The sequence below is a fragment of the Paenibacillus apii genome (assembly GCF_011043685.1).
In the GTDB taxonomy this organism is placed as follows: Bacteria; Bacillota; Bacilli; order Paenibacillales; family Paenibacillaceae; genus Paenibacillus_AQ; species Paenibacillus_AQ sabinae.
Map to the genome: position 1 here is coordinate 62,243 of NZ_JAAKGU010000015.1, position 25,542 is coordinate 87,784.

At 56.4% G+C, this 25,542-nt stretch carries 22 protein-coding genes; 5 read left to right on the plus strand and 17 right to left on the minus strand.

Going from position 1 to position 25,542, the window contains the following annotated elements:
- Nucleotides 1-24: 24 nt before the first annotated feature.
- Together G5B47_RS23370 and G5B47_RS23375 are read right to left on the minus strand one after the other, a co-directional pair.
- Nucleotides 25-975 (minus strand): ROK family glucokinase, encoded by a 951-nt coding sequence (locus G5B47_RS23370; protein WP_165103622.1) that lies wholly within the window; start codon nucleotides 973-975, stop codon nucleotides 25-27.
- Between the two features lie 220 nt (nucleotides 976-1,195).
- The gene (locus G5B47_RS23375) at nucleotides 1,196-2,026 is read right to left on the minus strand and encodes a DUF438 domain-containing protein (protein ID WP_165103624.1); all 831 of its coding nucleotides are present in this window, start codon (nucleotides 2,024-2,026) and stop codon (nucleotides 1,196-1,198) included.
- Between the two features lie 485 nt (nucleotides 2,027-2,511).
- Here G5B47_RS23375 and G5B47_RS23380 point away from each other — a divergent pair, with 485 nt between their 5' ends.
- A complete protein-coding gene (locus tag G5B47_RS23380; RefSeq protein WP_165103627.1) occupies nucleotides 2,512-4,368 on the plus strand; it encodes an ABC transporter substrate-binding protein in 1,857 nt (618 codons plus the stop codon).
- A 94-nt stretch (nucleotides 4,369-4,462) separates the two neighbouring features.
- Here the strand turns inward: G5B47_RS23380 and trxB are convergent, their stop codons facing one another.
- The 12 genes from trxB to G5B47_RS23440 form a co-directional block, all read right to left on the minus strand.
- Entirely contained in the window at nucleotides 4,463-5,416 is a 954-nt protein-coding gene (gene trxB / locus G5B47_RS23385) for a thioredoxin-disulfide reductase (RefSeq protein WP_025332694.1), read from the minus strand.
- A gap of 96 nt (nucleotides 5,417-5,512) precedes the next feature.
- Complete coding sequence (locus G5B47_RS23390; RefSeq protein ID WP_165103630.1) at nucleotides 5,513-6,889, minus strand: tetratricopeptide repeat protein; 1,377 nt, start codon at nucleotides 6,887-6,889, stop codon at nucleotides 5,513-5,515.
- A gap of 273 nt (nucleotides 6,890-7,162) precedes the next feature.
- On the minus strand, nucleotides 7,163-8,116 hold the full coding sequence (locus G5B47_RS23395; RefSeq protein ID WP_165103633.1) for a ribose-phosphate diphosphokinase: 954 nt from the start codon (nucleotides 8,114-8,116) through the stop codon (nucleotides 7,163-7,165).
- A 23-nt stretch (nucleotides 8,117-8,139) separates the two neighbouring features.
- Nucleotides 8,140-8,967 (minus strand): histidinol-phosphatase HisJ, encoded by an 828-nt coding sequence (hisJ, locus tag G5B47_RS23400; RefSeq protein ID WP_165103636.1) that lies wholly within the window; start codon nucleotides 8,965-8,967, stop codon nucleotides 8,140-8,142.
- Nucleotides 8,968-8,991: 24 nt separating this feature from the next.
- Nucleotides 8,992-9,711: a bifunctional phosphoribosyl-AMP cyclohydrolase/phosphoribosyl-ATP diphosphatase HisIE gene (hisIE, locus tag G5B47_RS23405; RefSeq protein WP_165103639.1), complete on the minus strand. Its 720-nt coding sequence runs from the start codon at nucleotides 9,709-9,711 to the stop codon at nucleotides 8,992-8,994.
- The gene (gene hisF / locus G5B47_RS23410) at nucleotides 9,708-10,466 is read right to left on the minus strand and encodes an imidazole glycerol phosphate synthase subunit HisF (protein ID WP_025332689.1); all 759 of its coding nucleotides are present in this window, start codon (nucleotides 10,464-10,466) and stop codon (nucleotides 9,708-9,710) included. The genes hisIE and hisF overlap by 4 nt, the downstream gene beginning before the upstream one ends.
- Nucleotides 10,467-10,820: 354 nt before the next feature.
- Nucleotides 10,821-11,552, minus strand: a complete 732-nt coding sequence (gene hisA / locus G5B47_RS23415) for a 1-(5-phosphoribosyl)-5-[(5-phosphoribosylamino)methylideneamino]imidazole-4-carboxamide isomerase (protein ID WP_025332688.1) — start codon at nucleotides 11,550-11,552, stop codon at nucleotides 10,821-10,823.
- 133 nt (nucleotides 11,553-11,685) lie between these two features.
- Entirely contained in the window at nucleotides 11,686-12,303 is a 618-nt protein-coding gene (hisH, locus tag G5B47_RS23420; RefSeq protein WP_165103642.1) for an imidazole glycerol phosphate synthase subunit HisH, read from the minus strand.
- Between the two features lie 3 nt (nucleotides 12,304-12,306).
- Nucleotides 12,307-12,912 carry an imidazoleglycerol-phosphate dehydratase HisB gene (gene hisB, locus G5B47_RS23425; RefSeq protein WP_328804640.1) on the minus strand — a complete coding sequence of 202 codons (606 nt, stop codon included), beginning with the start codon at nucleotides 12,910-12,912 and terminating at the stop codon, nucleotides 12,307-12,309.
- Nucleotides 12,902-14,209 (minus strand): histidinol dehydrogenase, encoded by a 1,308-nt coding sequence (hisD, locus tag G5B47_RS23430; RefSeq protein WP_165103645.1) that lies wholly within the window; start codon nucleotides 14,207-14,209, stop codon nucleotides 12,902-12,904. The genes hisB and hisD overlap by 11 nt, the downstream gene beginning before the upstream one ends.
- Before the next feature lie 195 nt (nucleotides 14,210-14,404).
- Complete coding sequence (gene hisG, locus G5B47_RS23435; RefSeq protein ID WP_025332684.1) at nucleotides 14,405-15,040, minus strand: ATP phosphoribosyltransferase; 636 nt, start codon at nucleotides 15,038-15,040, stop codon at nucleotides 14,405-14,407.
- A 72-nt stretch (nucleotides 15,041-15,112) separates the two neighbouring features.
- Nucleotides 15,113-16,318: an ATP phosphoribosyltransferase regulatory subunit gene (locus tag G5B47_RS23440; protein WP_165103648.1), complete on the minus strand. Its 1,206-nt coding sequence runs from the start codon at nucleotides 16,316-16,318 to the stop codon at nucleotides 15,113-15,115.
- Between the two features lie 387 nt (nucleotides 16,319-16,705).
- Between G5B47_RS23440 and gnd the strand changes: the two genes are divergently transcribed.
- The 4 genes from gnd (at nucleotide 16,706) to gntK (ending at nucleotide 21,552) form a co-directional block, all read left to right on the plus strand.
- On the plus strand, nucleotides 16,706-17,605 hold the full coding sequence (gnd, locus tag G5B47_RS23445) for a phosphogluconate dehydrogenase (NAD(+)-dependent, decarboxylating) (RefSeq protein WP_165103650.1): 900 nt from the start codon (nucleotides 16,706-16,708) through the stop codon (nucleotides 17,603-17,605).
- A gap of 125 nt (nucleotides 17,606-17,730) precedes the next feature.
- The gene (locus G5B47_RS23450) at nucleotides 17,731-18,402 is read left to right on the plus strand and encodes a GntR family transcriptional regulator (protein WP_165103653.1); all 672 of its coding nucleotides are present in this window, start codon (nucleotides 17,731-17,733) and stop codon (nucleotides 18,400-18,402) included.
- A 158-nt stretch (nucleotides 18,403-18,560) separates the two neighbouring features.
- Nucleotides 18,561-19,922: a GntT/GntP/DsdX family permease gene (locus tag G5B47_RS23455; protein ID WP_165103656.1), complete on the plus strand. Its 1,362-nt coding sequence runs from the start codon at nucleotides 18,561-18,563 to the stop codon at nucleotides 19,920-19,922.
- Nucleotides 19,923-20,007: 85 nt separating this feature from the next.
- Nucleotides 20,008-21,552, plus strand: a complete 1,545-nt coding sequence (gene gntK / locus G5B47_RS23460; RefSeq protein WP_165103659.1) for a gluconokinase — start codon at nucleotides 20,008-20,010, stop codon at nucleotides 21,550-21,552.
- Nucleotides 21,553-21,686: 134 nt separating this feature from the next.
- Here gntK and G5B47_RS23465 read toward each other — a convergent pair whose 3' ends face one another.
- The 3 genes from G5B47_RS23465 to G5B47_RS23475 are packed head-to-tail and all read right to left on the minus strand — an operon-like array spanning nucleotide 21,687 to nucleotide 25,539.
- Nucleotides 21,687-23,396 (minus strand): ABC transporter permease, encoded by a 1,710-nt coding sequence (locus tag G5B47_RS23465; RefSeq protein WP_165103662.1) that lies wholly within the window; start codon nucleotides 23,394-23,396, stop codon nucleotides 21,687-21,689.
- A gap of 17 nt (nucleotides 23,397-23,413) precedes the next feature.
- Nucleotides 23,414-24,421, minus strand: a complete 1,008-nt coding sequence (locus G5B47_RS23470) for an ABC transporter ATP-binding protein (RefSeq protein ID WP_165103665.1) — start codon at nucleotides 24,419-24,421, stop codon at nucleotides 23,414-23,416.
- Between the two features lie 2 nt (nucleotides 24,422-24,423).
- Entirely contained in the window at nucleotides 24,424-25,539 is a 1,116-nt protein-coding gene (locus G5B47_RS23475; protein ID WP_165103668.1) for an extracellular solute-binding protein, read from the minus strand.
- Nucleotides 25,540-25,542 lie beyond the last annotated feature (3 nt).

The window sequence follows — 25,542 nt, forward strand, 5'->3', positions numbered from 1 at the left end:
TAGTGTATGAATAATTTCCGGGTCCTAAGAACGCAGCAGAAGGCCGGCGGCGCCGACGATGCCTGCATCGTTGCCGAGGAGGGCTGGGATAATTTTTACATCCTTTTGCAGCGGATCAGGGGCAAGCTGCGCGTACACGCGGCGGATTTCTTCAAACAGAATTTCTCCGGCCTTCGATACGCCGCCGCCGATGATGAATACCTCGGGATTCAGCACAGCCGCAACCGCCGCCATCGACTTGCCAAGATAGAAGGCAGCACGGTTGACGATGCGCAGCGCCACTTCGTCCCCGGCTTTGGCCGCATCAAACACTTCTTTGGCGGCAATTTTGTCCACCGATGCAAGCGTCGTGCGGTCGCCCCGCGCTACGGCGTCGTTCGCCATGCGAATGATGCCCGTTGCCGAGGAAACGGTTTCCAAACAACCCATCTTCCCGCAGCCGCACTGAATGGCTTCCAGATCGGGAACGACGGAAATATGACCCAGCTCACCGGCAAGCCCGGAGAAGCCTTGATAAATTTTACCGTTTATAATAATGCCGCCGCCAACGCCGGTTCCGAGCGTATAGCATACGCAGTTCTCGATGCCGCGCCCGGCCCCGCTCCAGGCTTCCCCAAGCGCCGCCACGTTGGCGTCATTGTCTATTTTGACGGGCTTGTTCAAGCGATCTTCCAAAATGGAACGAATCGGCACGTCTCTGAATCCTATGTTAGGCGCAAGAATGATAATGCCTTCACGAATGTTCGTGAAACCGGCTACTCCCGCTCCAACACCGACAAGCTGATCCCATTCATAAGGTGAATCAGCGACAATTTGACGCACATACTTTTCGATGTTGTCAATGACGGTATGGACACCGTCCTGGGTTCCAGTAGGCCCTTCATAGGTGTGCAGTAAATGTCCTTCGTCATTGCAGATGCCCACCTTAATTGCGGTTCCGCCCAAATCCACGCCTACGTAGATATTTTCCGACATGTAACAAGCCACCTTCTCTAAACTAAAATAGTAAATCCCACGATACCCACTATAATAGAAGCGTTCCCTGCGGTCAAGGAAAGGCGGCACACCCGGGTCAGATACGACTCTGAAAGGCCAAAAGTGGTATGATAAGGAAAAATGAGTACAAAAAAAGCCACCCGCCTTGCGGCGAGATGGCCTACACTGCCTCCGGTTCAAGGAGACTACAGTCCGTCCTTCAATTTACATTTCCTTTTACTCCAGCAGCCTTGTGTTCCATCACCCATTCCTCTTCCGGTACCGACAGGCAGTAGCCGATTTCGGCGCTCGCCTTGGCAATGCCAAGCCATTCCTCTTCCGTAAGCTTCTCAAGCGCAGTAGGCAGCAGAATCTGCTCTTCCTTAAAGATCATTTCGTTTACTTCCCGAATGATTCGGGACAGCGCCTCGATCACCTCTGTTTTCCGGCCCCTATAAGGCATAAGCATGGCTCTGGCATCCTTGATCAGACTGCGGATAGCGTCATCTGCGCCCCACATAACGGAGGATGCCCCGTACGCTCCGTGCTTCTCCAAATAAGGAAACAGCAAATCCTCCTTGCGCCGGTAATGCTTATCGAGATCAAACAGCAAGGCAAGATCATCGAGCAGCTTACGGGCGTTCTCAGGGCAGTCGTTCTTTTGAAACTTGTTCGAATGAAGCCTCAGCTTGAAATTGACGAGACGGTCAACATCCCGGTTTTCCCGCTTGAATGTGTGCACAGGATGTCCGGGCCGATCCTCCGGCTTCGAAAAACGGTGAATCTCCTGAACCGTTCCTTGAAAAGCTGCTTCGTGGACAGCGCACAAACGCCGGATTTCAACCGACGGAACTCCTTCCTCGGTAATCAGCGCATTCTCCATTCCCGCGATCTCGGACACATTCATACCGGCCACCGCTTTCTCAAAAAGTTCTTTCACCTCATCCACCGACTTGCCTGCATGCAGATCTCTGATAACCTCTTTCAGCATTTCCCGGCGCCTTCTTTCCTGCATGACTTCCGCTGCAGACCGGCCAAGTCGCTTGCTCATGCGGTCTCTCCCCTTTTTCAAAAATGATGTCCGTCTTCTATCCGTCAGCTCGCTTTACGCGGAACATACCTCTGATCCGCCCATATGATTGAGAATTATTCTCATTGTATCATTAGGGGAACAGCATATTTTATGATGTAGGTCACAGGTTGGGCCAGCCTTTTCCGCTCGCGTCACAGCATTCTGCGCATTCTTTTAAAAGCCAGGGACCAAAGAGCCCCTGTTACGCGCCGCACCGGCCTGCTCCTGCTATTCTCGGCCTCCTGTCTTCTCCAATGTCCGTCCGCCAGAGATTCAAGCTTAAGCCGGTCCTTCTCCATTAGCATTTCCGCGATTACAGGATGAATCATAGGTGATCCCGCCCCTTTCCTTTCCGGATTCTTACATCCGGATGTTACCTTTAGTATATCTTTTCCAAAAGGGGTAAAAAGGGTATAATCCAAATTAATCGCTTCACCTTTTCTATTGAACAGGAGGTTATGCCTTTGCTGGCCGCTCTGCAATTCTTTGAGCTGCGATCGTCCTACGTGGACCGGGAGCTGAATACTCCCTATCCAACCACGATTCAAGCGCTGACCGACATATGGCACTGCACGCCGCGTAACGTGAAAATGGTTCTCCGCAAGCTGTCGGATCTCGGATGGATCAGCTGGCAGCCGGGGCTTGGGCGGGGAAATCCCTCCATGCTCGCTTTTTTGGCCGACGCACAGGATATTCTGCTTGAAGAAGCGACAGCCCAAACAAAAAAAGGCGACGTCAAAGGGGCGCTTGAGCTGATCGACCGTTTCGGCGAGTCCGCGCAGGTCAAGGACCGGTTTCTGGAATGGCTCTCCGGCGGAATGGGCTTTACACGGACCCTGGTTACCGACACGATGCTGGATACCCTGCGGTTTCCGGTGCAGCGCTTCATTGTGACGCTTGATCCCGCTTCGATCTATTTTGCCTTCGACTCGCATATTATCGGGCATATTTACGATACACTGATCGATTACGACCCGGTGACCGAAACCTTCCGGCCTTCCATCGCCCACTTCTGGGAAAGCTCGCCGGACTGCAGCGAATGGATCATCCATCTGAGAAAAGGCGTAAGCTTCCACCACGGTAGGGAGGTAACGGCGGAGGATGTCATTTACACCTTCAACCGGCTGCGGCTGAACCCGGATCTATACGAGCAGAGCTGGTTATTCGCGGGGATCGAGGATATCCGCATGCTGGACCGCAGGACGGTCCATATCCGGCTCAAAGAACCCAATTACCTTTTCCTGCACGTCCTTTCCCTCAAAGCGTCCTCCATTCTTCCGGCGGATCTGTGCGGGGCGGGTGAAGCAGCCTTCATGAAGCAGCCGGTGGGAACCGGATCGTTCAAGCTGGCGCGTTATGATGATAGCGTATGTATATTGGAAGCTTTCTCTTCCCATTTCCGGGGCCGTCCGCACATCGACCGGGTCGAGATCTTGTTCCTGTCCGAACAGGATTCGGGTCTGCTGAAGGAACCGGATTGGTCCAGCGTCTCCTGCACGGAGCAGAATGTGTACAACGGATATATGAGAAAAAGCGCCGGCCCGGACGCCGAATGGTGCGAGGTGGAGACGATTTCGCCGGGCTGCAGCATGCTGGTCTTTAACCGCCGCAAGGAAGGACCGCAGAACAGCCTGGCCTTCCGCCGGGCGTTGGATCTGATCATTGACCGCAGGCAGATGATTGCGGATCTCGGCGAGAACCGGATTTATCCGGCGCTTGGATTCCGCACTCAGCACGGCACAGCCGCAGACCTGTATGAACAAATAGATCCGGCCACGGAGGAAGCGGATATTTACCGGCTACTGGAGCAAAGCGGTTACCAGGGAGAAACGGTCCGGATGACAACTCATACGCGCCATACGGCCGATGCCCAGTGGATTCAGCGGCGCTGCCGGGACTTCGGCATCCACATGGAGGTCCATGTGCGGACAGCGGAGGACTTCTGCGAGCCCGGCTTTTCGCCGGAGGATGATTGCCAGTTGTATGAGGTCGTTCTCGGCGACGACGAGCTTAATGATCTGGAATTATACCTGCAAAAAGGATTCTTCCCTTCCGCCTTGGAGGGCGGTATGCTGGAGACGGTAAAAGCTTCCGCCCTGGCCGTAATGTCCGACCCCGACCGGAACAGCCGCTGGCGGAAGCTCCATGAATTGGAGAGCCTGCTGGGCCAGTCTTACAGCGTCCTGTTTCTGCTGCACAAGAAGAGCAACACAAGATTCCATTCCTCCATTCAGGGAATCAATCTGAATTCCTGCGGGTGGCTCGACTTCCGCACTGTCTGGTTCCAGCCGCATTTCATGGGCGAGAACGGGAATAAATAGGCTTTGGGTACGATGAGTGTCCGGCAAAAAAAACAGGCTTCCCGTTGGTGATAGGGAAGCCTGTTTTATGCCTGAATGAAAGCACCCTGGCCGCTTATTTGTCCAGTGTCTCGCTCCAGTCGTGCACCATCGCGCCTTCAAGGTACTTCTCGGCGTCCATCGCCGCCATACATCCCGAACCCGCTGCCGAGATGGCCTGACGGTACCGGGTATCCTGAACGTCGCCGCAGGCGAACACGCCGGGGATATTCGTCTCCGTCGTGCCCGGACGGACGACGATATAGCCGCTTGCGTCGGTCGTGATCTGCCCGCCGAGGAAAGCCGTGTTCGGCGTATGGCCGATCGCCACGAAGACGCCGTCGGCTTCGACCAGCTCTTCCTCTCCGGTCTCATTGTTGCGAACAAGCAGCCCCTTCACTCCGGTATCGTCTATTGAGACCTCAAGCGGGGTGCGGTTCAGCGCCCACGAGACTTTCGCATTCTCCCGCGCGCGGTCCTGCATAATCTTGGACGCCCGCAGCTCGTCGCGGCGGTGAACCAGGGTAACATTGCTGGCGAACCGCGTCAGGAAGCTCGCTTCCTCCATTGCGGAGTCGCCGCCGCCGACAACAATGATCTTCTTGCCGCGGAAGAAGAAGCCGTCGCAGGTGGCGCAGGTGCTGACCCCGCGTCCTACATTCTCCTGCTCTCCCGGTATGCCGAGATACCTGGCCGAAGCGCCAGTCGAGATAATAACCGTCTCCGCTTCAAGCTGGCCAAGCCCGTCAACGTTCACTTTGAAGGGACGCTGCGAGAAATCGACGGATTCCACCCAGCCGTTCTTGAACTCGGCTCCGAAGCGTTCCGCCTGCTTGCGCATATTGTCCATAAGATCGGGCCCCAGAATACCTTCCGGAAATCCGGGGAAGTTCTCCACTTCCGTCGTCGTCGTCAACTGGCCGCCCGGCTGCAGGCCTTCAATGACCAGCGGGCTCAAATTCGCGCGCGCCAGATAAATGGCCGCTGTCAGACCGGCCGGGCCGGTTCCGATTACAATCGCTTTGTACATCTCAAGTGACCTCCTCGCAAAACGGATTAGTATAACTTTGGCTGGGATGCCAAGATCGTTATCTTTATTATGTTATGCTACGTTTCTTCATGACTATTAGCCGCGCGGAAGCCGCTCCTTGCCTTCCGGGCGAAGCTCCTTCTCCGGCTCTCCGCCGATCAGCTTGTGCAGCCGGGGCAAGCCGGCTTCCTCCAGCCTGCCGCCCTGCGCTTGCTCGTTCAGCAGTTCCTTGAGCGCCTGAACCAGTTCCTCGTCGCCGAGCCAGCCGAGCGCCTCCGTCACCTGCTGCTTCAGGCTGTCGTCTCCGTAGCGAAGCGCCCAGAAGAAGGAAGACCGCAGCAGCGGATTCGCCCGCACCTGCTCGGCAAAGCTGCCTTTGTTGGCCTTCCACTGCTTGAGCTGCTCCTGAAAAGGCAGTTGGTAGTTATAGCTGACGGGCGGCATATCCAGCCCCTCCGCCGCGGATTGCTGCAGCAGGTTCAGGAAGAATCGGGGCACCACCGACGCCGGGTCGAGCTTCGACGCCTGCAGCCAACAGCGCTCGGCCTCCTTCCGCAGCCCGCTGTTGCAGGCCGCGGCTGCGCAGTAATGGTAGAGGCCGGCGTCCCCGCCAATGTCTCCGCCTCTCAGCAGACGGCGGAAATGGCCGTATGCGATTCTGTGCCGGCCCAGAATCCCCATGGTGGTCGCAAGCTTGAACACATGCTCCCGGTGGAACGGGACGGTAACCTCAAGCCGGAGCAGCAGCCCCTCCAGCGTATTCCGGTCTCCTTCATACTGCAGAAAGATGGCCATATTGCAGAGCGCATGCAGGTTTCCCGGCTCCTGCTCCAGCACCTGCGCAATGCACTCTTTCGCCTTCCCGAACCGGCCCATATAAAAATAGGCCAGCGCCAAATTATTGCGAGCCGCCAAGAAATCGGGCGTCCCTTGGGTAATCTCCTCCAGCAGGCGAACCGCCTCGGGAAACTTCCCTTCTTCCAGCAGGCTGCGGGCCCGGTCGTGCTCTACCGCCCCTTCCCTGCTGCGGATCCGGTGGAGCGAAACGGGACGGTCCAGCTCGTAATGCAGCAGCTCCATCAGTTCTTCCGATTCGGCAAGAAACTCGCCGTTAATATCCTCTTCGAGATATGTAACCAGCGAGCGTTCGGCTTCTTCAAAGTTTTCCATATTGGCGAAGTTGTTAGCCATATAGAAATGGCACTCCGTCATCGACGGGTCCACTTTGTCCAGAACATGGGCCAGCACGGCATTGGACGCCTCGTAATTCCCCATCTCCGACAGTATACCCGCCATATTGCAATGATTAACCGGATTTTCCGGTTCATATTCAACCGCTTTGCGGAAATTTTTTAAAGCTTTCTCATATTGAAAGCGATCAAGCGAACGCACGGCTCTTTCAAAGAAAAAGTTGGCGTTCAGAGCGACGGAAATCACCTTCCGGCCGTCCGGCTCTGAAGTCTTTTCTATCATGGAAGCAAGGCACCTCCTTGTAAGCTCCCTAACCCTCTACAAAAAACATCTAAACCTTGGGACGCACCCTAAATCCGGACAATTCTGCAAACTCACGTTTGCCGGGTTCCAAATTCCGTCCAGGCTGGTCTTCACACAGTATAACATAAAACAGAGGGGGGGTCTCAAGTTGAATGGAGGGCCTGATCAGACAAAAAACGAGAGAAATACCGTGCGCCAACCGCATCCTCATGCCGTGACTTTCACTTTAAAGACAAAAAAAGACGGGGGATATTAAATCCCCGCGTCTTCCATCAGCTTATCGATGGAACCGCCCTCGATAATAATGCTCGCGGCTCTCGCCAGCATCGGAGCGACCGACAGAACGGTGAACCGGCTCGGATAATCGGTGGGCAGTTCGATGGAATCGGTAACCACCACTTCCTCAATTCCCGGATGCTCCAGCCGGACGATCGCCGGGCCCGAGAACAGCCCGTGCGTGGCGCAGACAATGCTGTTCTTCGCGCCTCTCTCCTTGAGTCCTTCCACAACGTTGACAATGGTTGTGCCCGTATCGATCAGATCCTCAATGATGACCGGCGTCCGTCCCTCTACATCGCCGATGACATGGGTAATGACCGATTGGTTATGGGCTGGGCGCTTCTTGATCATAATGGCAAACGGCGAATCGAGCCGGCTTGCCAGCTTCTCGGCCATGGATGCACGACCGGCGTCTGGCGAGACAACCACGATATCGGACAAATTCTTGGTCTTCAAATAGCCGCTGATCAGGTCAAGTGCGGTCAGATGGTCCACCGGAATATTGAAGAAGCCCTGAATCGCCGCCGCATGCAGGTCGAGGGTCAGGACGCGCGTAGCGCCGGCCGTCGTCAGCACGTCGGCAACCATTTTGGCGGAAATCGGCTCTCTCGGCGCGGATTTTCGCTCCTGACGGGCATAGCCGTAGTACGGCACGATAATGTTGACCGTACGTGCCGATGCCCGCTTGGCGGCGTCAATCATCACCAGCAGCTCGACGAACAGCTCATTGATGGGATGGGAGAGGGATTGCACCAAAAAAACGTCGGAATTCCGGATGCTCTCTTCATAATGCACATAAATCTCGCCGCTCTTGAAGCGGGTCAGCTTGATCTTCCCCAGCTCCACACCAAGCCGCGCGGCAATATTAGCGGCCAGCTTCGGGTTGGACGAGCCGGAAAAAATACGTAATGAATGGTGCTGCTGCATAACGCCCCTCCTCGAATAGATGATTAGCCTTCAAAAGAAACTGTCTCGCGGCGACGCCCTTTAAACCCGACGAGCTCACGGAATCCCGTGTCCCAGAGCAGCTTGCGCGCATCCGCAAGCCCTTCGCCCAGCTTGGCCGGATCATGGGCGTCCGAGCCCAGCGTCAACGGGATGCCGAGTTCGAGCGCCTGGGCCAGCACATGCGGAGCCGGAAACATCTCCGCGCACGGCTTGAACAAGCCGGAGGCATTCAGTTCCATCGCAATTTCCGCGTCCGCTATCGCCTGTAATGCGCTTTTTTCCAAGACTCTCACTTCTGCCAGGCCTTCCGGCGTATCCGGACCGTAGCCGAATCTTTTGATAACGTCCATATGCCCTATTATATCGTATAATCCCGAAGATGCCGCCTTGCTTATCGCTTGATAATAACGCCGGTACACCTCCAGGGGGTCTTGTCCTTCCCAGCCGTGAACCTGCCGGTAATCGGTAATATCCCACTCGCCGAGAAAATGAACCGAGCCAATCAGATAATCCCACGGGTAGGGCGACAGCAGCTCGCGGATCTGGTCCTCGTAGCCTTCGATATAATCGGCCTCAAGCCCGACCCGGATATCAATTGTTCCGCGGTAACGCTCCTTCAGGTTCAGGCACTCCTCCACATAGCGTGGAAGCTCCTCAAGCGGCATTGCCATTTCGGGATAATACTGATCCGGATCGACATGAATCAGCGGCAGATGATCCGAAAGTCCAAGCTGGTCCAGGCCCAGCTCGATGCCCCGGCGAACATAGTCTTCAAGCTTGCCTACGGCATGACCGCAACGCTCGTGATGGGTATGGTAATCGATCCGCATAGGAAGCTCCTCCTTCTGATGGTTCTAATCGCGGCGGGGCCGCTCGTGGCGAGCGCTAAGCTCGGCCATAATGTCGTCAAGCGGGAGCTTGCGCTCCTGCAGCAGGACGAGCAGGTGATAAATCAGATCGCTGACTTCAAGCCGAAGCTCGGCGTTGTCCTTGTTCTTGGCGGCGATGATCGTTTCGGCCGTTTCTTCGCCGACTTTTTTCAAAATCTTGTCCACGCCTTTGTCGAACAAATACGTGGTATAGGCCCCTTCTGGACGCTCCGCCTCTCTCTCGGCGATAATCCGCTCCAGCTCGGCCAGCACTTCAAAGCGCTCTCCGGCCGTTTTTTCAGCGCTATGTACCTCTTCCGCCGGTTTGTTGTCCGCAGCCTTGCTGCCGAGCGGCAGCTCGCGGTAAAAACACGAAACCTCGCCCGTATGGCAGGCCGGTCCCTCCGGTTTGACCTTCACGAGCAATGTATCGCTGTCGCAATCGTAGTGAATCGAAGTAATCGCCTGCGTGTTGCCCGAAGTCCCGCCTTTATGCCACAGCTCTCCCCGTGAACGGCTCCAGAACCACGTCTGTCCGCTCTCCAGCGACAGCTTCAGCGATTCCGGGTTCATGTAGGCGAACATGAGCACTTCCAATGTCTCGTCGTCCTGCACGATGGCCGGCAGAAGGCCGGCCTCGTTCCAGCGAATGCCGTCCAAAATTTCCTGTTGTCCAAGCGTCGTATTGTTTTGCTGTCCGCTCATCGAATTTCCACACCCTTTTGTTTTAAGTCGGCCTTCAAATCGCCGATCGCAATTTCCTTATAGTGAAAAATGGTCGCCGCAAGCCCGGCATCCGCCTTGCCAGCAGTGAACACATCGTGAAAATGCTCAATCTTTCCCGCTCCGCCCGACGCGATCACCGGGATATCCACCAGATCGCTGACGGCAGATGTGAGCTTGATATCAAAGCCGTCCTTGGTGCCGTCGGCATCCATGCTGGTAAGCAGAATCTCTCCGGCTCCCAGCTTCTCGGCCTGCTTCACCCATTCCAGCGCCTTGATACCGGAAGGCTTGCGTCCGCCGTGGGTGTACACTTCCCATTCGCCCCAGGATTCATTGTATTTGGCATCTACCGCCACTACAATGCACTGGGAACCGAACCGCCGCGCGCCTTCGAGAATGAGCTGCGGGTTGTTGACGGCCGCGGTGTTGATGCCGATTTTATCGGCTCCGGCCCGCAGAATCGTCTTCATATGCTCGGGAGCCGATATTCCCCCTCCCACGGTGAACGGGATGGAAATTTCGCCTGCCGTCCGGCGCACGACCTCAACCATCGTCGCCCGGCCTTCCACCGATGCGGAGATATCCAGGAACACCAGCTCATCCGCGCCTTCCCGGTCGTAAATCGCTGCCAGCTCCACCGGATCGCCGGCATCGCGCAGGTTTACGAAATTTACGCCTTTTACCACCCGCCCGTCCTTTACGTCCAGACAGGGTATGATGCGTTTGGCCAGCATGTTGTTATACCTCCTTGATAAGCGTTTTCGATCCCCCTAAATCCCCCTTAGCCAAGGGGGACCTCGAGGGCCCGCCCTCTGGACACCCGGAAGTTTTGGCGGGGTCAGGGACGAGGGCGCTCCTTAGTTTACTATTGTGTGTACGGCCGCTTATCCCTGCGGGACCGCTTGGACTATGGCGCTCCTGCGGCAAAGGCAACACCTTTAAAAGCCTAAGACCTTCGCGTGCCGCGGTTTTGGCCCCTACGGGACGGCGGGCTTGCCTCGCCTGCTTGACAACCTTTAAGCCGAAGACCTTCGCGTGCCGCGGCTCTGGCCCCTACGGGGCCAACTTCAAAACCTACACCCTACCCCTTATTTCAACGCCGCCAAAGCCTCGGCAAGCTTGATATTGCCGGTGTACAGCGCCTTCCCGACGATGGCGCCGCCGATACCGCTGTTCTTATGCGCGCTCAGGCGAAGCAGATCGTCCTGAACGGTAACTCCCCCGGAGGCGATCACCGTTTTGCCGCTGGCCTGCGCCATAGCGAGAATGCCCTCCACGTTCGGGCCTTGCATCATTCCGTCGCGGGAAATATCCGTGTAGATAAACGTTTCCGCGCCCTTGGACGCGAGCTCCTTCGCCAAATCCGTAGCCAGCACCTCGGACGTGTTGAGCCAGCCGTGCGTGGCAACATAGCCATTCCGCGCATCGATGCCGATCGCGACTTTATCGCCGTATTTTGCCAATACGGTTTCGGTAAATTCCCGGTCATTGATGGCTGCGGTACCGATGATGACCCGGCTGACACCGAGCGACAGCAGCTTCTCCACATCCTCCAGAGTGCGCAGCCCTCCGCCGACCTGAACCGGCACGTTCACGCCCGCGGCGATCGATCCGATAATGTCGACATTAACCGGATGCCCGGCCTTTGCGCCGTCGAGGTCGACCAGATGGATGAATTCTCCACCCTGCGCCTCCCATGATTTGGCCATATCCAGCGGGCTGTCGCCGTAAACCGTTTCCTGATTATAATCGCCCTGCAGCAGCCTGACGCATTTTCCGTTCCGGATATCAATCGCCGGATACACGATAAAAGAAGACATTTTGCCGTTCCCCGCTTTCTCCTTGCTAAAATCTTTACTTTAACCCGGCAACTCGGCGCTCGCCAAGGCTCTTTGACCCCTGCCCCGGATGCCTACGATGCTCAATTCCGTATGCTTCATGAGCCAACGCTCATTAGATTTCCAGTTTCAAAAACTGCTCAAGCAGCTTTCTTCCCAGCTCCCCGCTCTTCTCCGGGTGAAACTGCATGCCGAATACGCTGCCCCGCCCAACGACGGCTGTAACCGGGTGACCGTAATCCGTCACGGCCAGCAGATCGCTTTTCTGCTCCACGAGGGCATGGTAGGAGTGGACGAAATAGACATGGCCCTCTTCCAACCCTTTGAGCAGCGGGTTCTCCGGCTGAAGGTACTGCAGCTTGTTCCAGCCCATATGCGGCACCTTGAAGCCCTCTCTGGCCTCGAAGCGCACCACCGTTCCCGGCAAAAGATCTAGCCCTTTGTGGTTCCCGTACTCCTCGCTTTCGGTAAACAGGAGCTGCATGCCCAGGCAGATGCCGAGCAGCGGCTGCCGCCCCTTCGCGGCAACCTCTTTGACAACCGCGTCCAGCCCGCTTTCCCGCAGATGATCCATCGCGTCGCCGAACGCACCGACACCGGGCAGAATGACCCGGTCCGCACCCAGAATTTCGCCCGGGTCGCCGGTGACAAGCGGTTCATACCCAAGGCGCTCAATCGCCTTGCTGACGCTGTGCAGGTTGCCGATTCCGTAATCGACGATAGCAACGGTCATGGGCTACAGCACCCCTTTCGTGGATGGAACGCCTTTCACCCGGGGATCGACCGCCGTCGCCTCGTCCAGCGCGCGCCCGAGCGCCTTGAACACCGCTTCGATCATATGATGCGTATTGAAGCCGTAATGCACGATGACATGCAGCGTCAACCGCGCTTCCAGCGCGAATTTCCACAAGAATTCATGAACCATCTCCGTTGAGAAGCTGCCCACCTGCTGCGACGGATATTCGGCCCGGTATTCAAAATGCGGCCGGTTGCTGATGTCGATGATGACCTGCGCCAGCGCTTCGTCCATCGGCACAAATACGCTCGCATAGCGCTTGATGCCCTTCTTGTCACCGAGCGCCTCGCGCAGCGCCTGTCCAAGGCAGATGCCGATATCCTCTACCGTATGATGATCGTCAATTTCGATATCGCCGCGCGCCTGAACGGACAAATCGAATTGGCCGTGCTTTGTGAACAAATCGAGCATATGGTTCAGAAAAGGCACATCGGTCTCAAGCTCCGCCTGACCGCTTCCGTCCACTGTCAGCGACAGCTTGATGTCCGTCTCGTTCGTTTTGCGGGAAAGGCCCGCTTGCCTGATTTGCTGCCCGTTATTCTCCACGCTCTACTCCACCCTTCGCTTCCTTCTCCAGCCTGATTTCCACGGCTCTGGCGTGAGCCTCCAGCCCTTCGCGGCGCGCCAGCTCGATGATGGTGCTTCCGTCGCGCAGCAGGGCCTCCTTGCTGTAATAGATCAGACTCGATTTTTTGATAAAATCGTCCACGTCCACCGGCGACGAGAACCGCGCCGTTCCGTTCGTCGGAATAATGTGGTTCGGTCCGGCAAAATAATCGCCCACCGGCTCCGAGCTGTACGGCCCGAGGAAAATTGCTCCGGCGTTACTGATCGCTCCAGTCAGCGCCATCGGGTCCTGTACCACGATTTCCAGATGCTCCGGCGCCAGCCGGTTGACGACGGAAATCCCTTCTTCCAGGCTCTCCACTACGATAATGGCGCCGTAATTGTCGACGGAAGCCCGGGCGATGGCCTCGCGGGGAAGCTCCCGAAGCTGCCGCTCCACCTCGGCGGCGACCGCATCGGCCAGACGCTGCGAAGGCGTCACAAGGATGGCCGAAGCCATCTCGTCATGCTCAGCCTGCGACAAAAGGTCGGCAGCGACATAGGCCGGTTCGGCGGTGTCGTCCGCCAGCACGACGATCTCGCTCGGACCGGCGATGCTGTCGATATCGACGGCGCCGTACACCTCGCGCTTGGCCAGCGCGACGTAAATATTGCCCGGTCCGCAGATTTTATCGACCGGGGCGATCGATTCCGTGCCGAAGGCCAGCGCGGCTACCGCCTGAGCGCCGCCGACACGGTAAATTTCATTCACGCCCGCCTCCGCGGCGGCAACGAGAATGTACGGGTCGATCCCTTCCTTCCCGCCTGTCGCCGGCGGCGTTACCATGACGATCTCCGGAACACCGGCGATCTGGGCGGGAATTACGTTCATCAGCACGGATGAAGGATAGGATGCCTTACCCCCGGGAACGTATACGCCCACGCGCTGCAGCGGCCGAATAATCTGTCCGAGAATCGTGCCGTCGGGCTGCAGGTCCATCCAGGAGTTCCGCTTTTGTCTGGCATGAAATGCGCGGATGTTGTCCGTTGCGGCCCGAATCGCCGCGACAAAGGAGTCTTCAACATGGTTGTAAGCGGCCTTAAGCTCTTCCTCGGTGACCCGGATATTGCTGCTGTCCACCCGGGCTCCGTCGAATTTTTCTGTATAGCGGAAAAGGGCGGAATCGCCCTCCTGTTTGATGTCGGCCACAATTTGCTTAACGGCCTTGTTCTGCTCAGGAGTTCCGTAATCGACTTCCCGCTGCAGCTTGAAATCCCTGCTGGATTGCACCTTCACTGCTCTTCCTCCTTATATATCAACGGATCGCCCTCCAAGGGACCACCCGCTTTACGCCTCTCGTCATCTTCGGTTCTTCAGTTAGAACTTCCAGAGTCCGGCGCCTGACAGCGGCCGCTCTGCTGCCCATTCGGGCAAGACAGCGGCCGCCGGGCTAATCTTGTATCCCCGGCGTATACCGGAACGCCAGCTTCGTCACTGGGCCGGCTGAGCGATAACGGCCTGCAGCCGGTCGCACAGCTGCTGGATTTCCGCATTCTTCATCCGGTAGCTGACCCGATTGGCCACCAGCCGACTCGTAATCCCGAAGATGCTCTCCATTTCAACGAGCCCGTTCTCGCGGAGCGTCTGCCCCGTCTCCACCATATCGACAATTCTTTCGGCAAGGCCGATCAGCGGCGCAAGCTCGATGGAGCCGTTCAGCTTGATCACTTCCACCTGCTGGCCTTGCTCCCGGAAATACTGGGATGCGACATTCGGGTATTTGGTCGCCACGCGCTGATGAATCCCCGGCTCCCAGTTCGGCAGGCCGATGATCGACATCCGGCAGCGGGCGATGCCGAGGTCCAGCAGCTCATATACGTCCCGGTTCTCCTCCAGCAGCACGTCCTTGCCCACGATGCCGATATCCGCCGCGCCGTACTCCACGTAAGTAGGTACATCCACCGGTTTCGCCAAAATAAATTCCATTCCTGCTTCAGGAAGCGGAATGACTAGCTTCCGCGAGGCCTCGCCCTCCGGGGGGATCGGCAGTCCCGCTGAACGGAACAGCTCCGCCGCCTTGTTATAGATGCGGCCCTTCGGCATAGCCACCTTCAGTATCTGCGCCATTTGCTTATGTCCGCCTTTCTGTTCCTGTAATTATTATTCTCTATCTATCCGTTGCGCCTTCAGACCAATGGTCTAGCTGCGCTCCTTAACAAAGGAAACGAATGTATAAATGTCCTTGTAGCGCTTGCCGCCCGTCTCGGCACCGGAATCGGCCGCCGTCAACTCTGCCGGATTTGACACCAGCTTCGTTATGACAACATGCCCTTCCGAGCGCAGCCGCGCCGACTCTTCCAGTCCTTCTCTGCGCCGCTGCGCGTCGTATTGGACGAGAACCGGCAGCTCCTGCTTATTCTCTACTCCTCGAACGCCGTCCAGAATACGATTCGTCTTAAGCGAGAAGCCTGTCGACGGAACCGACCGCCCGAACTGCTGGAGCAGATTGTCGTAACGTCCGCCGCTGCAGACCGGGAACCCGAGATCTGCGGCATAGCCTTCGAAGGTCATGCCCGTATAATAGGTGAAATCTCCGACCATCGTCAGATCGATCAGGACATGCCGGGAAACGCCGTACGCCTCCAGCACCTCCCACACCTTGCACAGATGCTCAACCGAGGCTTGGGCGAGCGGATGCCGGCTGAGTCCCAGCGCCTGTCCGCAGATTTCCTTGCCGCCGCGGAGCCGAAGCAGCCCGTCCATCTCTTCCTTTTGCGATTCCGTCAAGTCCAGACGGCCGAGCGCGTCGCGGAAAGCGACGTAATCGCGGTCGAGCAGATGGCTCTTGAGATCCTCCTGCACCTCCTGCATTCCCGGAGCCACTTCCTCGAACAGACCGTTCAGGAAGCCGACATGGCCCATGGCGATCTTGAACGTCTGCACACCGGCTGCCTGCAGCGATGCAATGGCAAGAGCGACAACCTCTGCGTCGGCTTCCGGAGAATCATCGCCCACCAGCTCGACGCCGGTCTGATAGAACTCGGCCTCGCGTCCGGCCTCTTCCTCAATCGCCCGGAATACATTGGCGTGGTAGGACAGACGCAGCGGCAGCGGCTCGGCCTTAAGCAGCGAGGAGACCACCCGCGCCACCGGAGCCGTCATCTCCGAACGAAGCACGAGCGCTTGCCCGCGGTTGTTCAGCAGCTTATATAGTTTCTGGTCGGAGGTTGAACTGGCAACCCCGACCGTATCATAATATTCCAGCGTTGGCGTCATAATCTGACTGTAGCCCCACTGGCTCATGCAGTTCAGCACATCATTCTCGATCTTGCGCAGCTTGCTCACGGCATTCGGGAGGTAATCCCGAAAGCCGATGGGCTTCTCGAAACCCTTCGGTTTGGACATATTGAAATTCACCTCATCGGTTAGTAGAAAGAATCAGTCAGCGAAATCTGTTATAAGAGCTCCCCGTTCTTTACTATGGTAAAGTGGTAGTAAAGTAAAGCGTCCTCCATATCGTACCATGACATGTTATTTTCCGTCAATTCAAGCCTGAAAATTCGCTGATCTGCCTTTCGCGGCTGCTTCTTTTTCAGTGCCTACATTATATCTCTTTTTCGACCCGCCTATCTATTCAAAAAGAGATTTCACACTGGAAGACGATTTTAAAGCGGTATCAGCAATCGCTTACAAATTTCTCTTTACAAACCTTTCTAAGCGTCGTATGATACAAACGTAAGTTGTATACAGGTATACATGTTCAAATGAAAACGGTTAAAGAGGTGATTATAAATGAAATTGGGTCTGATTGGTCTTGGCAAGATGGGCTATAACCTTACGCTGAATTTATTGAACCATGGGCATGAAGTTATCGTAAGCGATATCAATCCGGAACCCGGACGCGAGCTCGAGAAGCTTGGAGCCGTAGCAGCCTCCGGCATAGCGGAGCTTACGGCGCAGCTTGCCCGTCCAAGAATCGTTTGGGTTATGGTACCGGCCGGAGCTCCGGTGGACAGCGTTGTGGATACGCTTGCCGGACTGCTGGATGAAGGGGACATTGTGATTGAAGGAGGCAACTCCCATTACAAGGATTCCATCGCCAGAGCGGAAAAGCTTAGCGCACGCGGCATTCATTTTTTTGACGCCGGCACTTCAGGCGGAACCGAAGGCGCGGCCCAGGGCGCCTGCTTTATGATTGGAGGCAACTCCGAGGTATTCGAAGCGATCGAGCCGCTCTTCCGCGATCTTGCTGTTGAGAAAGGGTACTTGTATGCAGGGCCCAGCGGAAGCGGACATTTTTTAAAAATGATCCATAACGGTATCGAGTACGGAATGATGCAAGCGATTGCTGAAGGCTTTGAATTGCTGGAGAAGAGCCCCTACAATTTCAACTATGAGGATGTGGCCCGCGTATGGTCGAACGGTTCGGTCATTCGGGGATGGTTGATGGAGCTTACCGAAAGCGCTTTTTCCAAGGACCCTAAGCTTTCCGGCATTCGCGGCGTCATGCAGAGCTCCGGAGAAGGCAAGTGGACCGTACAGACGGCGCTCGATCTTGAAGCCAGCACGCCGGTCATCGCGCTCTCCCTGCTGATGCGCTACCGTTCGCTCGAAGAGAATACGTTCCACGGCAAGGTTGTCGCCGCGCTGCGCAATGAATTTGGCGGCCATGCCGTCGTAAAAGCGGAGTAACGGCTGAGCCTGCCCTTTAAACTGCATTTCAAATTCATAGAACCTCCATGCGGATGTATGCTAGAATCAAAAGCAAAGAAGGTTGGCATCTTAGCTAAATCGTCCGCAGAGGAGTCGTGTGAATCATGCAGTATCCAACCGCCTGGCTTCAAGGAGTCTCGCTTGGTGAGTCCATTGCCTGCAAACTCAGGCTGCAAATTATAAATGAAGAGCTAAAGTCCGGCGAGGTCCTCTCCGAGAACCGGATCGCCGAAGAGTTCGGAACGAGCCGGTCACCGGTGCGTGAAGCCCTGAAGGAGCTGGCTGCGGAAGGTCTGATCCGCCTGGAACGGATGGGAGCGGTTATTGTCGGCCTGAACCTGGAGAACGTCAAAGAATTGTACGATGTACGTTATCTGATCGAAAGCTTTGCCCAGCAGAGACTGGCGGGGACCCCGCAGGATACGCTGATTCTTCAGCTTGAGCAGACGATCGACCGCATGAAGCTGGCCGTCAAATATAACGATTATGTGGAATTCGCCTTTCAGGATTTTTCCTTTCACGAGGCGATTGTCGTCAAGGCCAACCACACCCGCATTCTTCACCTGTGGAACAGCATCCGCCAGATCGTCATGACCGTCATTTTGGTAACTACAGAGAAGAGCTTTGCCGAAGGCGAGCAGCGCATGAACTGGATTGCCGACAAGCACCGGAGCATTGTGGAAGGGCTGAGGTCGCATGACGCGGAGAGCATCCGCAAGGTCGTGCAGGCGTATTTTGCCGATTCGATGCTGACGCTGGGTCATACGCTCCCATAAAGTTCAAAAACAACGTCATGATATAAAAAATTTTGCGCCTTTTCTTGTCGACAAGTATGCAGCAAGCGAAGGCAAAACATTTTGAAAACGCTACAAAAATATTAAAGCCTTCTCATTGTTTGATGTTTAGGGATTTGCCCATTATAAGGAGGACTATCATGAACAGTTTGTTCGGTCTCAGCCACAATGCAACCCTGCTTGTGTGCACATTGGTGGTCATAGTGTTTCTGGTCACACTGATCGCCAAATATAAATGGAATCCGTTCGTCGCCCTGCTTCTTTCTGCTCTGTCGCTCGGTCTGCTCGCCGGTATGAAATATCAGGACTTGATCAAGTCCATCACCGGCGGCCTTGGCGGCACGCTGGGTACGATTGCCATCGTCATCGGTCTTGGCACCATGCTGGGAAAAATGATGGCCGAATCCGGCGGCGCTGAGCGCATCGCCACTACCCTTGTTGACCGGTTCGGGGAAAAGCGCGTTCACTGGGCCATGATGCTCGTCGGCTATGTCGTTGGTATTCCTGTCTTTTTCGAAGTTGGCTTAATCCTGCTGATCCCGGTCGTCTTCATGGTTGCCCGCAAGACGAAAATGTCGCTGCTGCAAATCGGCATCCCGGTATTGGCCGGTCTGTCCACCGTACACGGACTTGTTCCGCCGCATCCGGCGCCCATGATTGCCATCGACGCTTACGGCGCGAATTTGGGTAAAACGATTCTGTATTCGATCCTCGTCGGACTGCCGACCGCCATTATCTCCGGACCGCTGTTCGGCAAATTTATCGGTAAGCGCATTCTCGTTCAGCCGCCGGAGAAGCTCGCCGAACAGTTTGCTACCACTAACGTCAAAGAGCTGCCGGGCTTCGGTATTACACTGCTGACCATTCTGATGCCCGTTATTCTGATGCTGATCGGCTCCATCGCCGACATTCTCGATCCGGAAGCGGTTCACGCTTTTACACCGTTCGCCAAGTTTATCGGCCATGAAGTCATCGCCCTGCTCATTTCGGCTGTATTCTCCTTCTTCTCGCTCGGCTTTGCCCGCGGCTTCAAGAAAGAGGACATCTCCCGCTTCACCAGCGAATGTCTTGCTCCAACCGCTTCGATTATTCTGATTATCGGCGGCGGCGGAGCGTTCAAGCAGGTTCTGATTGACAGCGGCGTCGGCGGAGCGATCGCTTCCCTTGCCACGCAGACCCATGTTAATCTGATCTTCTTCGCCTGGCTTGTCGCTGCACTCATCCGTGTCGCTACCGGCTCCGCAACCGTTGCTATGACGACAGCGGCTGGCATCGTTGCCCCGGTTCTTGCCGTAAGCTCCGGCGCTCCGATCGAGCTGGTCGTTCTGGCAACCGGTGCCGGTTCGCTCATTCTCTCACATGTCAATGACGCCGGCTTCTGGATGATCAAAGAATTCTTCGGCATGTCCGTTGTCCAAACTTTGAAGAGCTGGACGGTCATGGAAACGCTCTTGTCCGTCGTTGGCCTCATCTTCATCTTGATTGTGAGTGTCTTTGTATAATTCAATAGAAGATAGTATGCGCCTGGGGCGGCTGAGACATCAGTCCGGCCCCTTTCGCAGCATTTTCAGAAAGAAGGTTTGCGTGATGAATAACCAATATATGATTGGCGTTGATATCGGGACTACGAGCACCAAGTCCGTGCTGTTTGCGGAGAATGGAAGCATTATAACCAAGGCGGATCAAGGCTATCCGCTTCTTACCCCCTCGCCGTCCATCGCCGAGCAGGACCCGGATCAAATCTTCCGGGCCGTCGTCTATACGATTTCGGAGGTAATGGCCAAAAGCAGGATCGAAGCCAAGGATGTCCTGTTCGTCTCGTTCAGCTCCGCCATGCACAGCGTCATTGCCATTGACAAGGACGGCAATCCTTTAACGAAGTGCATTACGTGGGCAGACAACCGCAGCGCTGGCCAGACGCACCGCCTGAAGCATGAGCTCGGCGGACACGAAATCTACCTGCGCACCGGCACGCCGATTCACCCGATGTCGCCGATTACGAAGCTGATGTGGCTGCGCGAGGAAGAACCTGCAGTGTTCGAAGCAGCTTTCAAATTCATTTCCATCAAGGAATATGTCTTTGCGAAGCTGTTCGGGGATTACATTGCCGACCATTCCATCGCCTCCTCCACCGGCATGCTGAATCTGGAGCAGCTGGAATGGGATAAGGAAGCGCTCCGTATCGCGGGCATTGATGAAAGTCGATTGTCCCGCCTTGTGCCGACCACTTACGCCGCCCGCGGACTGCGGTCCGAGGCGGCCAAAGAGCTCGGGCTGCTGCCGGACACTCCCTTTATCGTCGGCGCAAGCGACGGCGTTCTCTCGAATCTCGGCGTAGGCGCTATCGAGCCGGGCGTCGTCGCCGCCACCATCGGCACGAGCGGAGCAATCCGCACCGTGGCCGACCGGCCGATGGTTGACCCTAAGGGACGGATCTTCTGCTATGCCTTAACCGAGAAGCACTGGGTCATCGGCGGCCCCGTCAATAACGGCGGAATGCTCTTCCGCTGGGTCAGGGACGAATTCGCCGCATCCGAGGTGGAAACGGCCAAGCGGCTAGGCATTGATCCTTATGATGTGCTGACCCGGATTGCTGAGCATGTGCCTGCGGGAAGCGAAGGCCTGCTGTTCCACCCTTATTTGACCGGTGAACGCGCTCCGCTGTGGAACTCCAACGCCAGAGGATCTTTCTTCGGACTCACTATGAACCACCACAAGGAGCATATGATCCGCTCCGTGCTGGAAGGGGTCATCTTCAACCTTTATACCGTCATGCTGGCAGTGGAGGAGCAAATGGGACGTCCGCAGCGGATTATGGCAACCGGCGGCTTTGCCCGCTCCGCCCTGTGGCGGCAGATGATGGCCGATATTTTCGACCAGGAGGTCGTTGTGCCGGAGAGCTTCGAGAGCTCCTGCCTGGGGGCCGTCGTGCTCGGTCTCTACGGGACCGGGCGAATCGACTCCCTGAACGCCGTATTTGGCATGATTGGCACGACGCACCGCCATATGCCGGTCAAGGCCAACGCAACGATTTACAAGCAGCTGCTTCCTATCTATATCTCGCTGTTCCGCAGCCTGGAAAGCCAATATGAAGCCATTGCCAAATTTCAGCGCGAACAGGCCGGAGAATAGTTCTTAGCTTTTATAGTTCCTACTAAACAACCCTGCACTAAAGTGCAGGGATTTGTACAAGCGACACATGACAGCATTCGCCAAATTTGAGGACTGACCATCGCCGAACAAGGGTGGGGCCGCTGGCTTTCCCGCTACCCCCTTCTGCTTTTTCCGTACACGAAGTACAAGGTAATTGCGGACATCACCATCAGGATGACGGAATAGACGAGCGTCAGCGCCCGGGTATCGGCCAGTGCCTGCGCGTCCGTGCTGTTCTTGATGACAATCCCGAGCGGCTGGTAGAGCGGATGATAGAGAAACACGGTCAAATCGTAGTCGGCCAGCGTATTGTTGAAGTTCAGCGCCAGCACAGCCATGGTGGACGGCAGGATGATCGGCAGCAGCACCTTCCGGAACGTATAGAATGTGCGCGCGCCCAGGCTTCTCGCGGCATCCTCCAGATTGGGGTCCAGACTGAAAAAGGACGCTTTCACCATCCGCAGCGTGAACGGAATGTGGACGATGACGTAGCCGATGAGCAGCATCCAGACCGTTCCCGTCAGTACCAGATTACCGAGGATCGCCCGCGGCTCGTTGAACGTGACAATCAGCCCGATGGCGATCAGCGTCGCCGGCAGCATCCACGGAATGAGCAGCGCGTACTCCAGCGCGGTCGCCCACTTGTTCTTGTACTTGTGCAAAATGCGCGAAGCGGCCAACGCCAGCGCCACGACGGCAACCGATGCGGCTACGGCGTAGGCTATGCTCACCAGATAGGGCTTGAATGCCGCCATACTGGAGAACACCAGCGCGTAGTTGTCCAGGGTGAAGCTGCCCGGGCGGAGCGTGGCGGTGGCGATGCTGTGCGCATCGGTGAACGAGAATACGACGATCAGCACGACCGGAATCATGTAGATCAGGAACAGACCGTACGCCATCGTATGGGCCACAGCGTTTCCAAGTCGGCTTGCGATCCTCTGTTTGACCAGCTCCGACTTGACTTTGGAGACCGACATGAAGTGGCCCCCGCGTTCGAGCCGGATCATCACCGTGAGCAAAATCAGGGTCGCCAGGCCGAGGATAAGCGCCAGCAGCGCGGCTAGATCTCTCGAAGTCATGCTTTTAGAGAAGGTCAGGATCATCGGCGTAATCGTCTGGAATTCCACGCCGCCCAGAATGAGGGGAGCGGAAGTCGCGGCCAGGCCGGTGAGGAAGATCAGGATGGTCAACGCGAAGAGAGTCGGCTTCAATACCGGAAGAACCACCCGGCGAAAAATATAAAAGGTGGACGCCCCCATATTTCGGGCCGCTTCAATGGTTTGATAATCGATCTTCCGCATCGCGTTACCAAGAAATAGCACATGATTCGATGTGCAGGCGAAGGTCATGACGAAGAGTACCGCTCCGTAGCCGTGGAACCAGCTCGTGTCCATTTGCGGAAACCAGCCTGCCAGCAGCCTGGTGATGAAGCCGTTCTCCCCGTATACGAATTTGTAGCCCGACACCAGCACCACCCCGCTGTAGATCAGCGTCGTGTAATAGCCGAGCCGCAGCAGCTTCGCCCCTTTAATGGCAAAATACTCGGTGAACAGCACCAGCGTGACGCCGACGGCATTAACGGTAACCACCAGCGATACCGCGAGCAGAAAGCTGTTGTACAAGCTCTTCATCGCCCGTCCGGACGATAGCAGCTTCTCAACCGCCTCCAGCGAAAAAACGCCGTCCTTAAAAAAGATCCGGTAATAAATATTCAGATTCGGATAAATCAGAAAGGCCGCGATGAACCAAGCGATCAGACCGTACAGGACGAGCACGGCCGGGTGAACGGTCCTGAATCTGTCTTTCCATGTTTGCGCGTACAACCCACTGCCTCCGTTCTCTAAAACTGCATGATATCGCCTGTTCTCATGTACACCCAGGCCTCTTCACCGACCCGGTGCGGCGCTAGTCCACTTTCCTGCTCAATCGTCTTCAGCAAGCCTCCCGCCGCCATCCGCAGGACATATTTGCTGTACAGCCCATAGAACTCCCGCTCAATCACGGTCCCTCTCAGCTGTACGACATCCGTCCCTGGTAGAGGATGCATGCTCACCTTCTCGTTGCGGATATAGGCTACTCTCCCCGGATCAACCTTCTCCCGCAAGCGGCTGCCCGCGATCATCTCCGGTACGATGCGGTTGATGTCACCGATGAAGTTGCAGACGAACTCCGTCCTGGAATGATTGTATATCTCCTGCGGTGTGCCGACCTGCTCCAGATTGCCGCCGTTGAACACGGCGATCCGATTGGACAGCGTCAGCGCTTCCTCCTGATCGTGTGTCACATAGATCGTCGTAATGCCGAACTGCTGCTGCAATTGCTTTAGTTCATGGCGCAATTGCACGCGCAACTTGGCATCCAGGTTCGATAGCGGTTCATCCAGTGCCAGAATGGACGGCTTGAGGACGAGCGCCCTGGCGATCGCGACCCGCTGCTGCTGACCACCGGACAGCTCGGACACCTTCTTGAACAGCTGCTCCTCCCGCAAATCGACCTTGCGGGCGATATCCCGTACCTCCCGGTCGATCTCGGCCTTCCCCGCCTTGTTGACGCGCATGCCGAAGGCGATGTTCTCGTACACGTTCATGGTCGGAAACAGCGCATAGCTCTGAAACACCATGCCGATCCCCCTCTGCTCAATCGGGACACGGGTAATGTCCCGGTCCTTGAGCAGAATGCTCCCGCCCGAAGGGGCGATGAAGCCGGCCAGGCTGCGGAGAATCGTCGTTTTGCCGCAGCCGGACGGGCCGAGAAAGGTGAAGAACTCGCCTTCTTCAATACGCAGATTCAAATCCTTGACAGCATGAAACGAATCGAAATGAATTTGAAGATCGCGAAAGGTAATCATCTCTATTTCATGATCTGCAATTCGATCTTCTCAACCCATTGGTCGATATGATCGGCCAGGAACGCCCAGTCAAGCGGCTGCGTCTTCAGCGTGGAATACAGCGCCTTGATGGCCGGATCGGCTTGCTCGGCGGCTTGCTTGTTCGCCGGCATTGCTTTGAACTGCGCGGCAAATGCGCCTTGCACCTCGGCGGAGCCGAGCCAATCCAAGAACCGCTCGGCGGTCGCCTGCTTCTTCGTTCCGTTCACGATGGCCGCTTGCTCGACGATCACCGGCACGCCGATCTCCGGGCTGACGATGCCCGCTTTGACTTTATACTGCTCTTCCTTCTTGGCGAGCGTACCGGAGACGATAGCGCCCAGCGGCGTCTTCCCGCTCGCCAGATTGGCGTAGAAATCTTCCCCCTCGACCGCCGGCACGCCATTATTGTACAATTGCCGCACCGCATTCCAGCCTTCCTCGGAGATGCCGAGATCTCCGCTGGGGTCCGTATAGCGGGTCAGGATGCCCGCCACGACGAGCCGCGGTGTCATCTGTCCGAGCAAGGTCGGCGCTTCATACTTGCCCTTGTACGCGTCGTTCTGATACAGGTCCGTCCAATCCTTCGGCGCTGTCTCCGGCGTGAACGCCTCCGGGTTATAGCCGAGCAGAATTGCTTGCTTCACCAGAGCGTGATAGTAGCCTTCCGGATCGCTCAGCCCCTCCTCCACTTCACCCGCCCACTTCGGCACATAACGGGCCAGGATGTTCTCTTTCTTCAGATTCTCATAGAGCATGTTGTTCAATCCGTACACGACGTCGGCCGTCGGGTTGTTCTTCTCCGCAATCAGCCGGTTCGTCAGGTCCGCGCCGCCCGCTCCGACCAGCTCGATGTCGAAGCCCGCTTTGCTGGCCTCTGCGATCAGCCACTCGCCCCGGCCGTCGGAATTGGCATTGGTGTACACGATCAGCTTGTCGTTGGCCGAAGCCGTGTTCTCCGGCGCGGCTGAAGCGGCGGCCGCATCGGACGGCGGCGTTGTGCCTCCCGCTGCTCCGTTGTTCCCTCCGCTTCCGTTGCCGCAAGCCGTTGCCGCTAGACAGAGGATGGCGATGCACGCCATCTTCAATACCTTTTTCATGTC

Excerpts from the sequence above, each read along its gene's own strand:
- G5B47_RS23470 (WP_165103665.1), bottom strand. The coding sequence starts at position 24,421 with ATGATTACCTTTCGCGATCTTCAAATTCATTTCGATTCGTTTCATGCT.
- G5B47_RS23390 (WP_165103630.1), bottom strand. The coding sequence starts at position 6,889 with ATGATAGAAAAGACTTCAGAGCCGGACGGCCGGAAGGTGATTTCCGTC.
- gnd (WP_165103650.1), top strand. The coding sequence starts at position 16,706 with ATGAAATTGGGTCTGATTGGTCTTGGCAAGATGGGCTATAACCTTACG.
- G5B47_RS23475 (WP_165103668.1), bottom strand. The coding sequence starts at position 25,539 with ATGAAAAAGGTATTGAAGATGGCGTGCATCGCCATCCTCTGTCTAGCG.
- G5B47_RS23455 (WP_165103656.1), top strand. The coding sequence starts at position 18,561 with ATGAACAGTTTGTTCGGTCTCAGCCACAATGCAACCCTGCTTGTGTGC.
- G5B47_RS23395 (WP_165103633.1), bottom strand. The coding sequence starts at position 8,116 with ATGCAGCAGCACCATTCATTACGTATTTTTTCCGGCTCGTCCAACCCG.
- hisH (WP_165103642.1), bottom strand. The coding sequence starts at position 12,303 with ATGACCGTTGCTATCGTCGATTACGGAATCGGCAACCTGCACAGCGTC.
- trxB (WP_025332694.1), bottom strand. The coding sequence starts at position 5,416 with ATGTACAAAGCGATTGTAATCGGAACCGGCCCGGCCGGTCTGACAGCG.
- gntK (WP_165103659.1), top strand. The coding sequence starts at position 20,008 with ATGAATAACCAATATATGATTGGCGTTGATATCGGGACTACGAGCACC.
- G5B47_RS23375 (WP_165103624.1), bottom strand. The coding sequence starts at position 2,026 with ATGAGCAAGCGACTTGGCCGGTCTGCAGCGGAAGTCATGCAGGAAAGA.
- hisG (WP_025332684.1), bottom strand. The coding sequence starts at position 15,040 with ATGGCGCAGATACTGAAGGTGGCTATGCCGAAGGGCCGCATCTATAAC.
- hisIE (WP_165103639.1), bottom strand. The coding sequence starts at position 9,711 with ATGAGCGGACAGCAAAACAATACGACGCTTGGACAACAGGAAATTTTG.
- hisJ (WP_165103636.1), bottom strand. The coding sequence starts at position 8,967 with ATGCGGATCGATTACCATACCCATCACGAGCGTTGCGGTCATGCCGTA.
- G5B47_RS23370 (WP_165103622.1), bottom strand. The coding sequence starts at position 975 with ATGTCGGAAAATATCTACGTAGGCGTGGATTTGGGCGGAACCGCAATT.
- G5B47_RS23440 (WP_165103648.1), bottom strand. The coding sequence starts at position 16,318 with ATGTCCAAACCGAAGGGTTTCGAGAAGCCCATCGGCTTTCGGGATTAC.
- hisA (WP_025332688.1), bottom strand. The coding sequence starts at position 11,552 with ATGTCTTCTTTTATCGTGTATCCGGCGATTGATATCCGGAACGGAAAA.
- G5B47_RS23450 (WP_165103653.1), top strand. The coding sequence starts at position 17,731 with ATGCAGTATCCAACCGCCTGGCTTCAAGGAGTCTCGCTTGGTGAGTCC.
- hisF (WP_025332689.1), bottom strand. The coding sequence starts at position 10,466 with ATGCTGGCCAAACGCATCATACCCTGTCTGGACGTAAAGGACGGGCGG.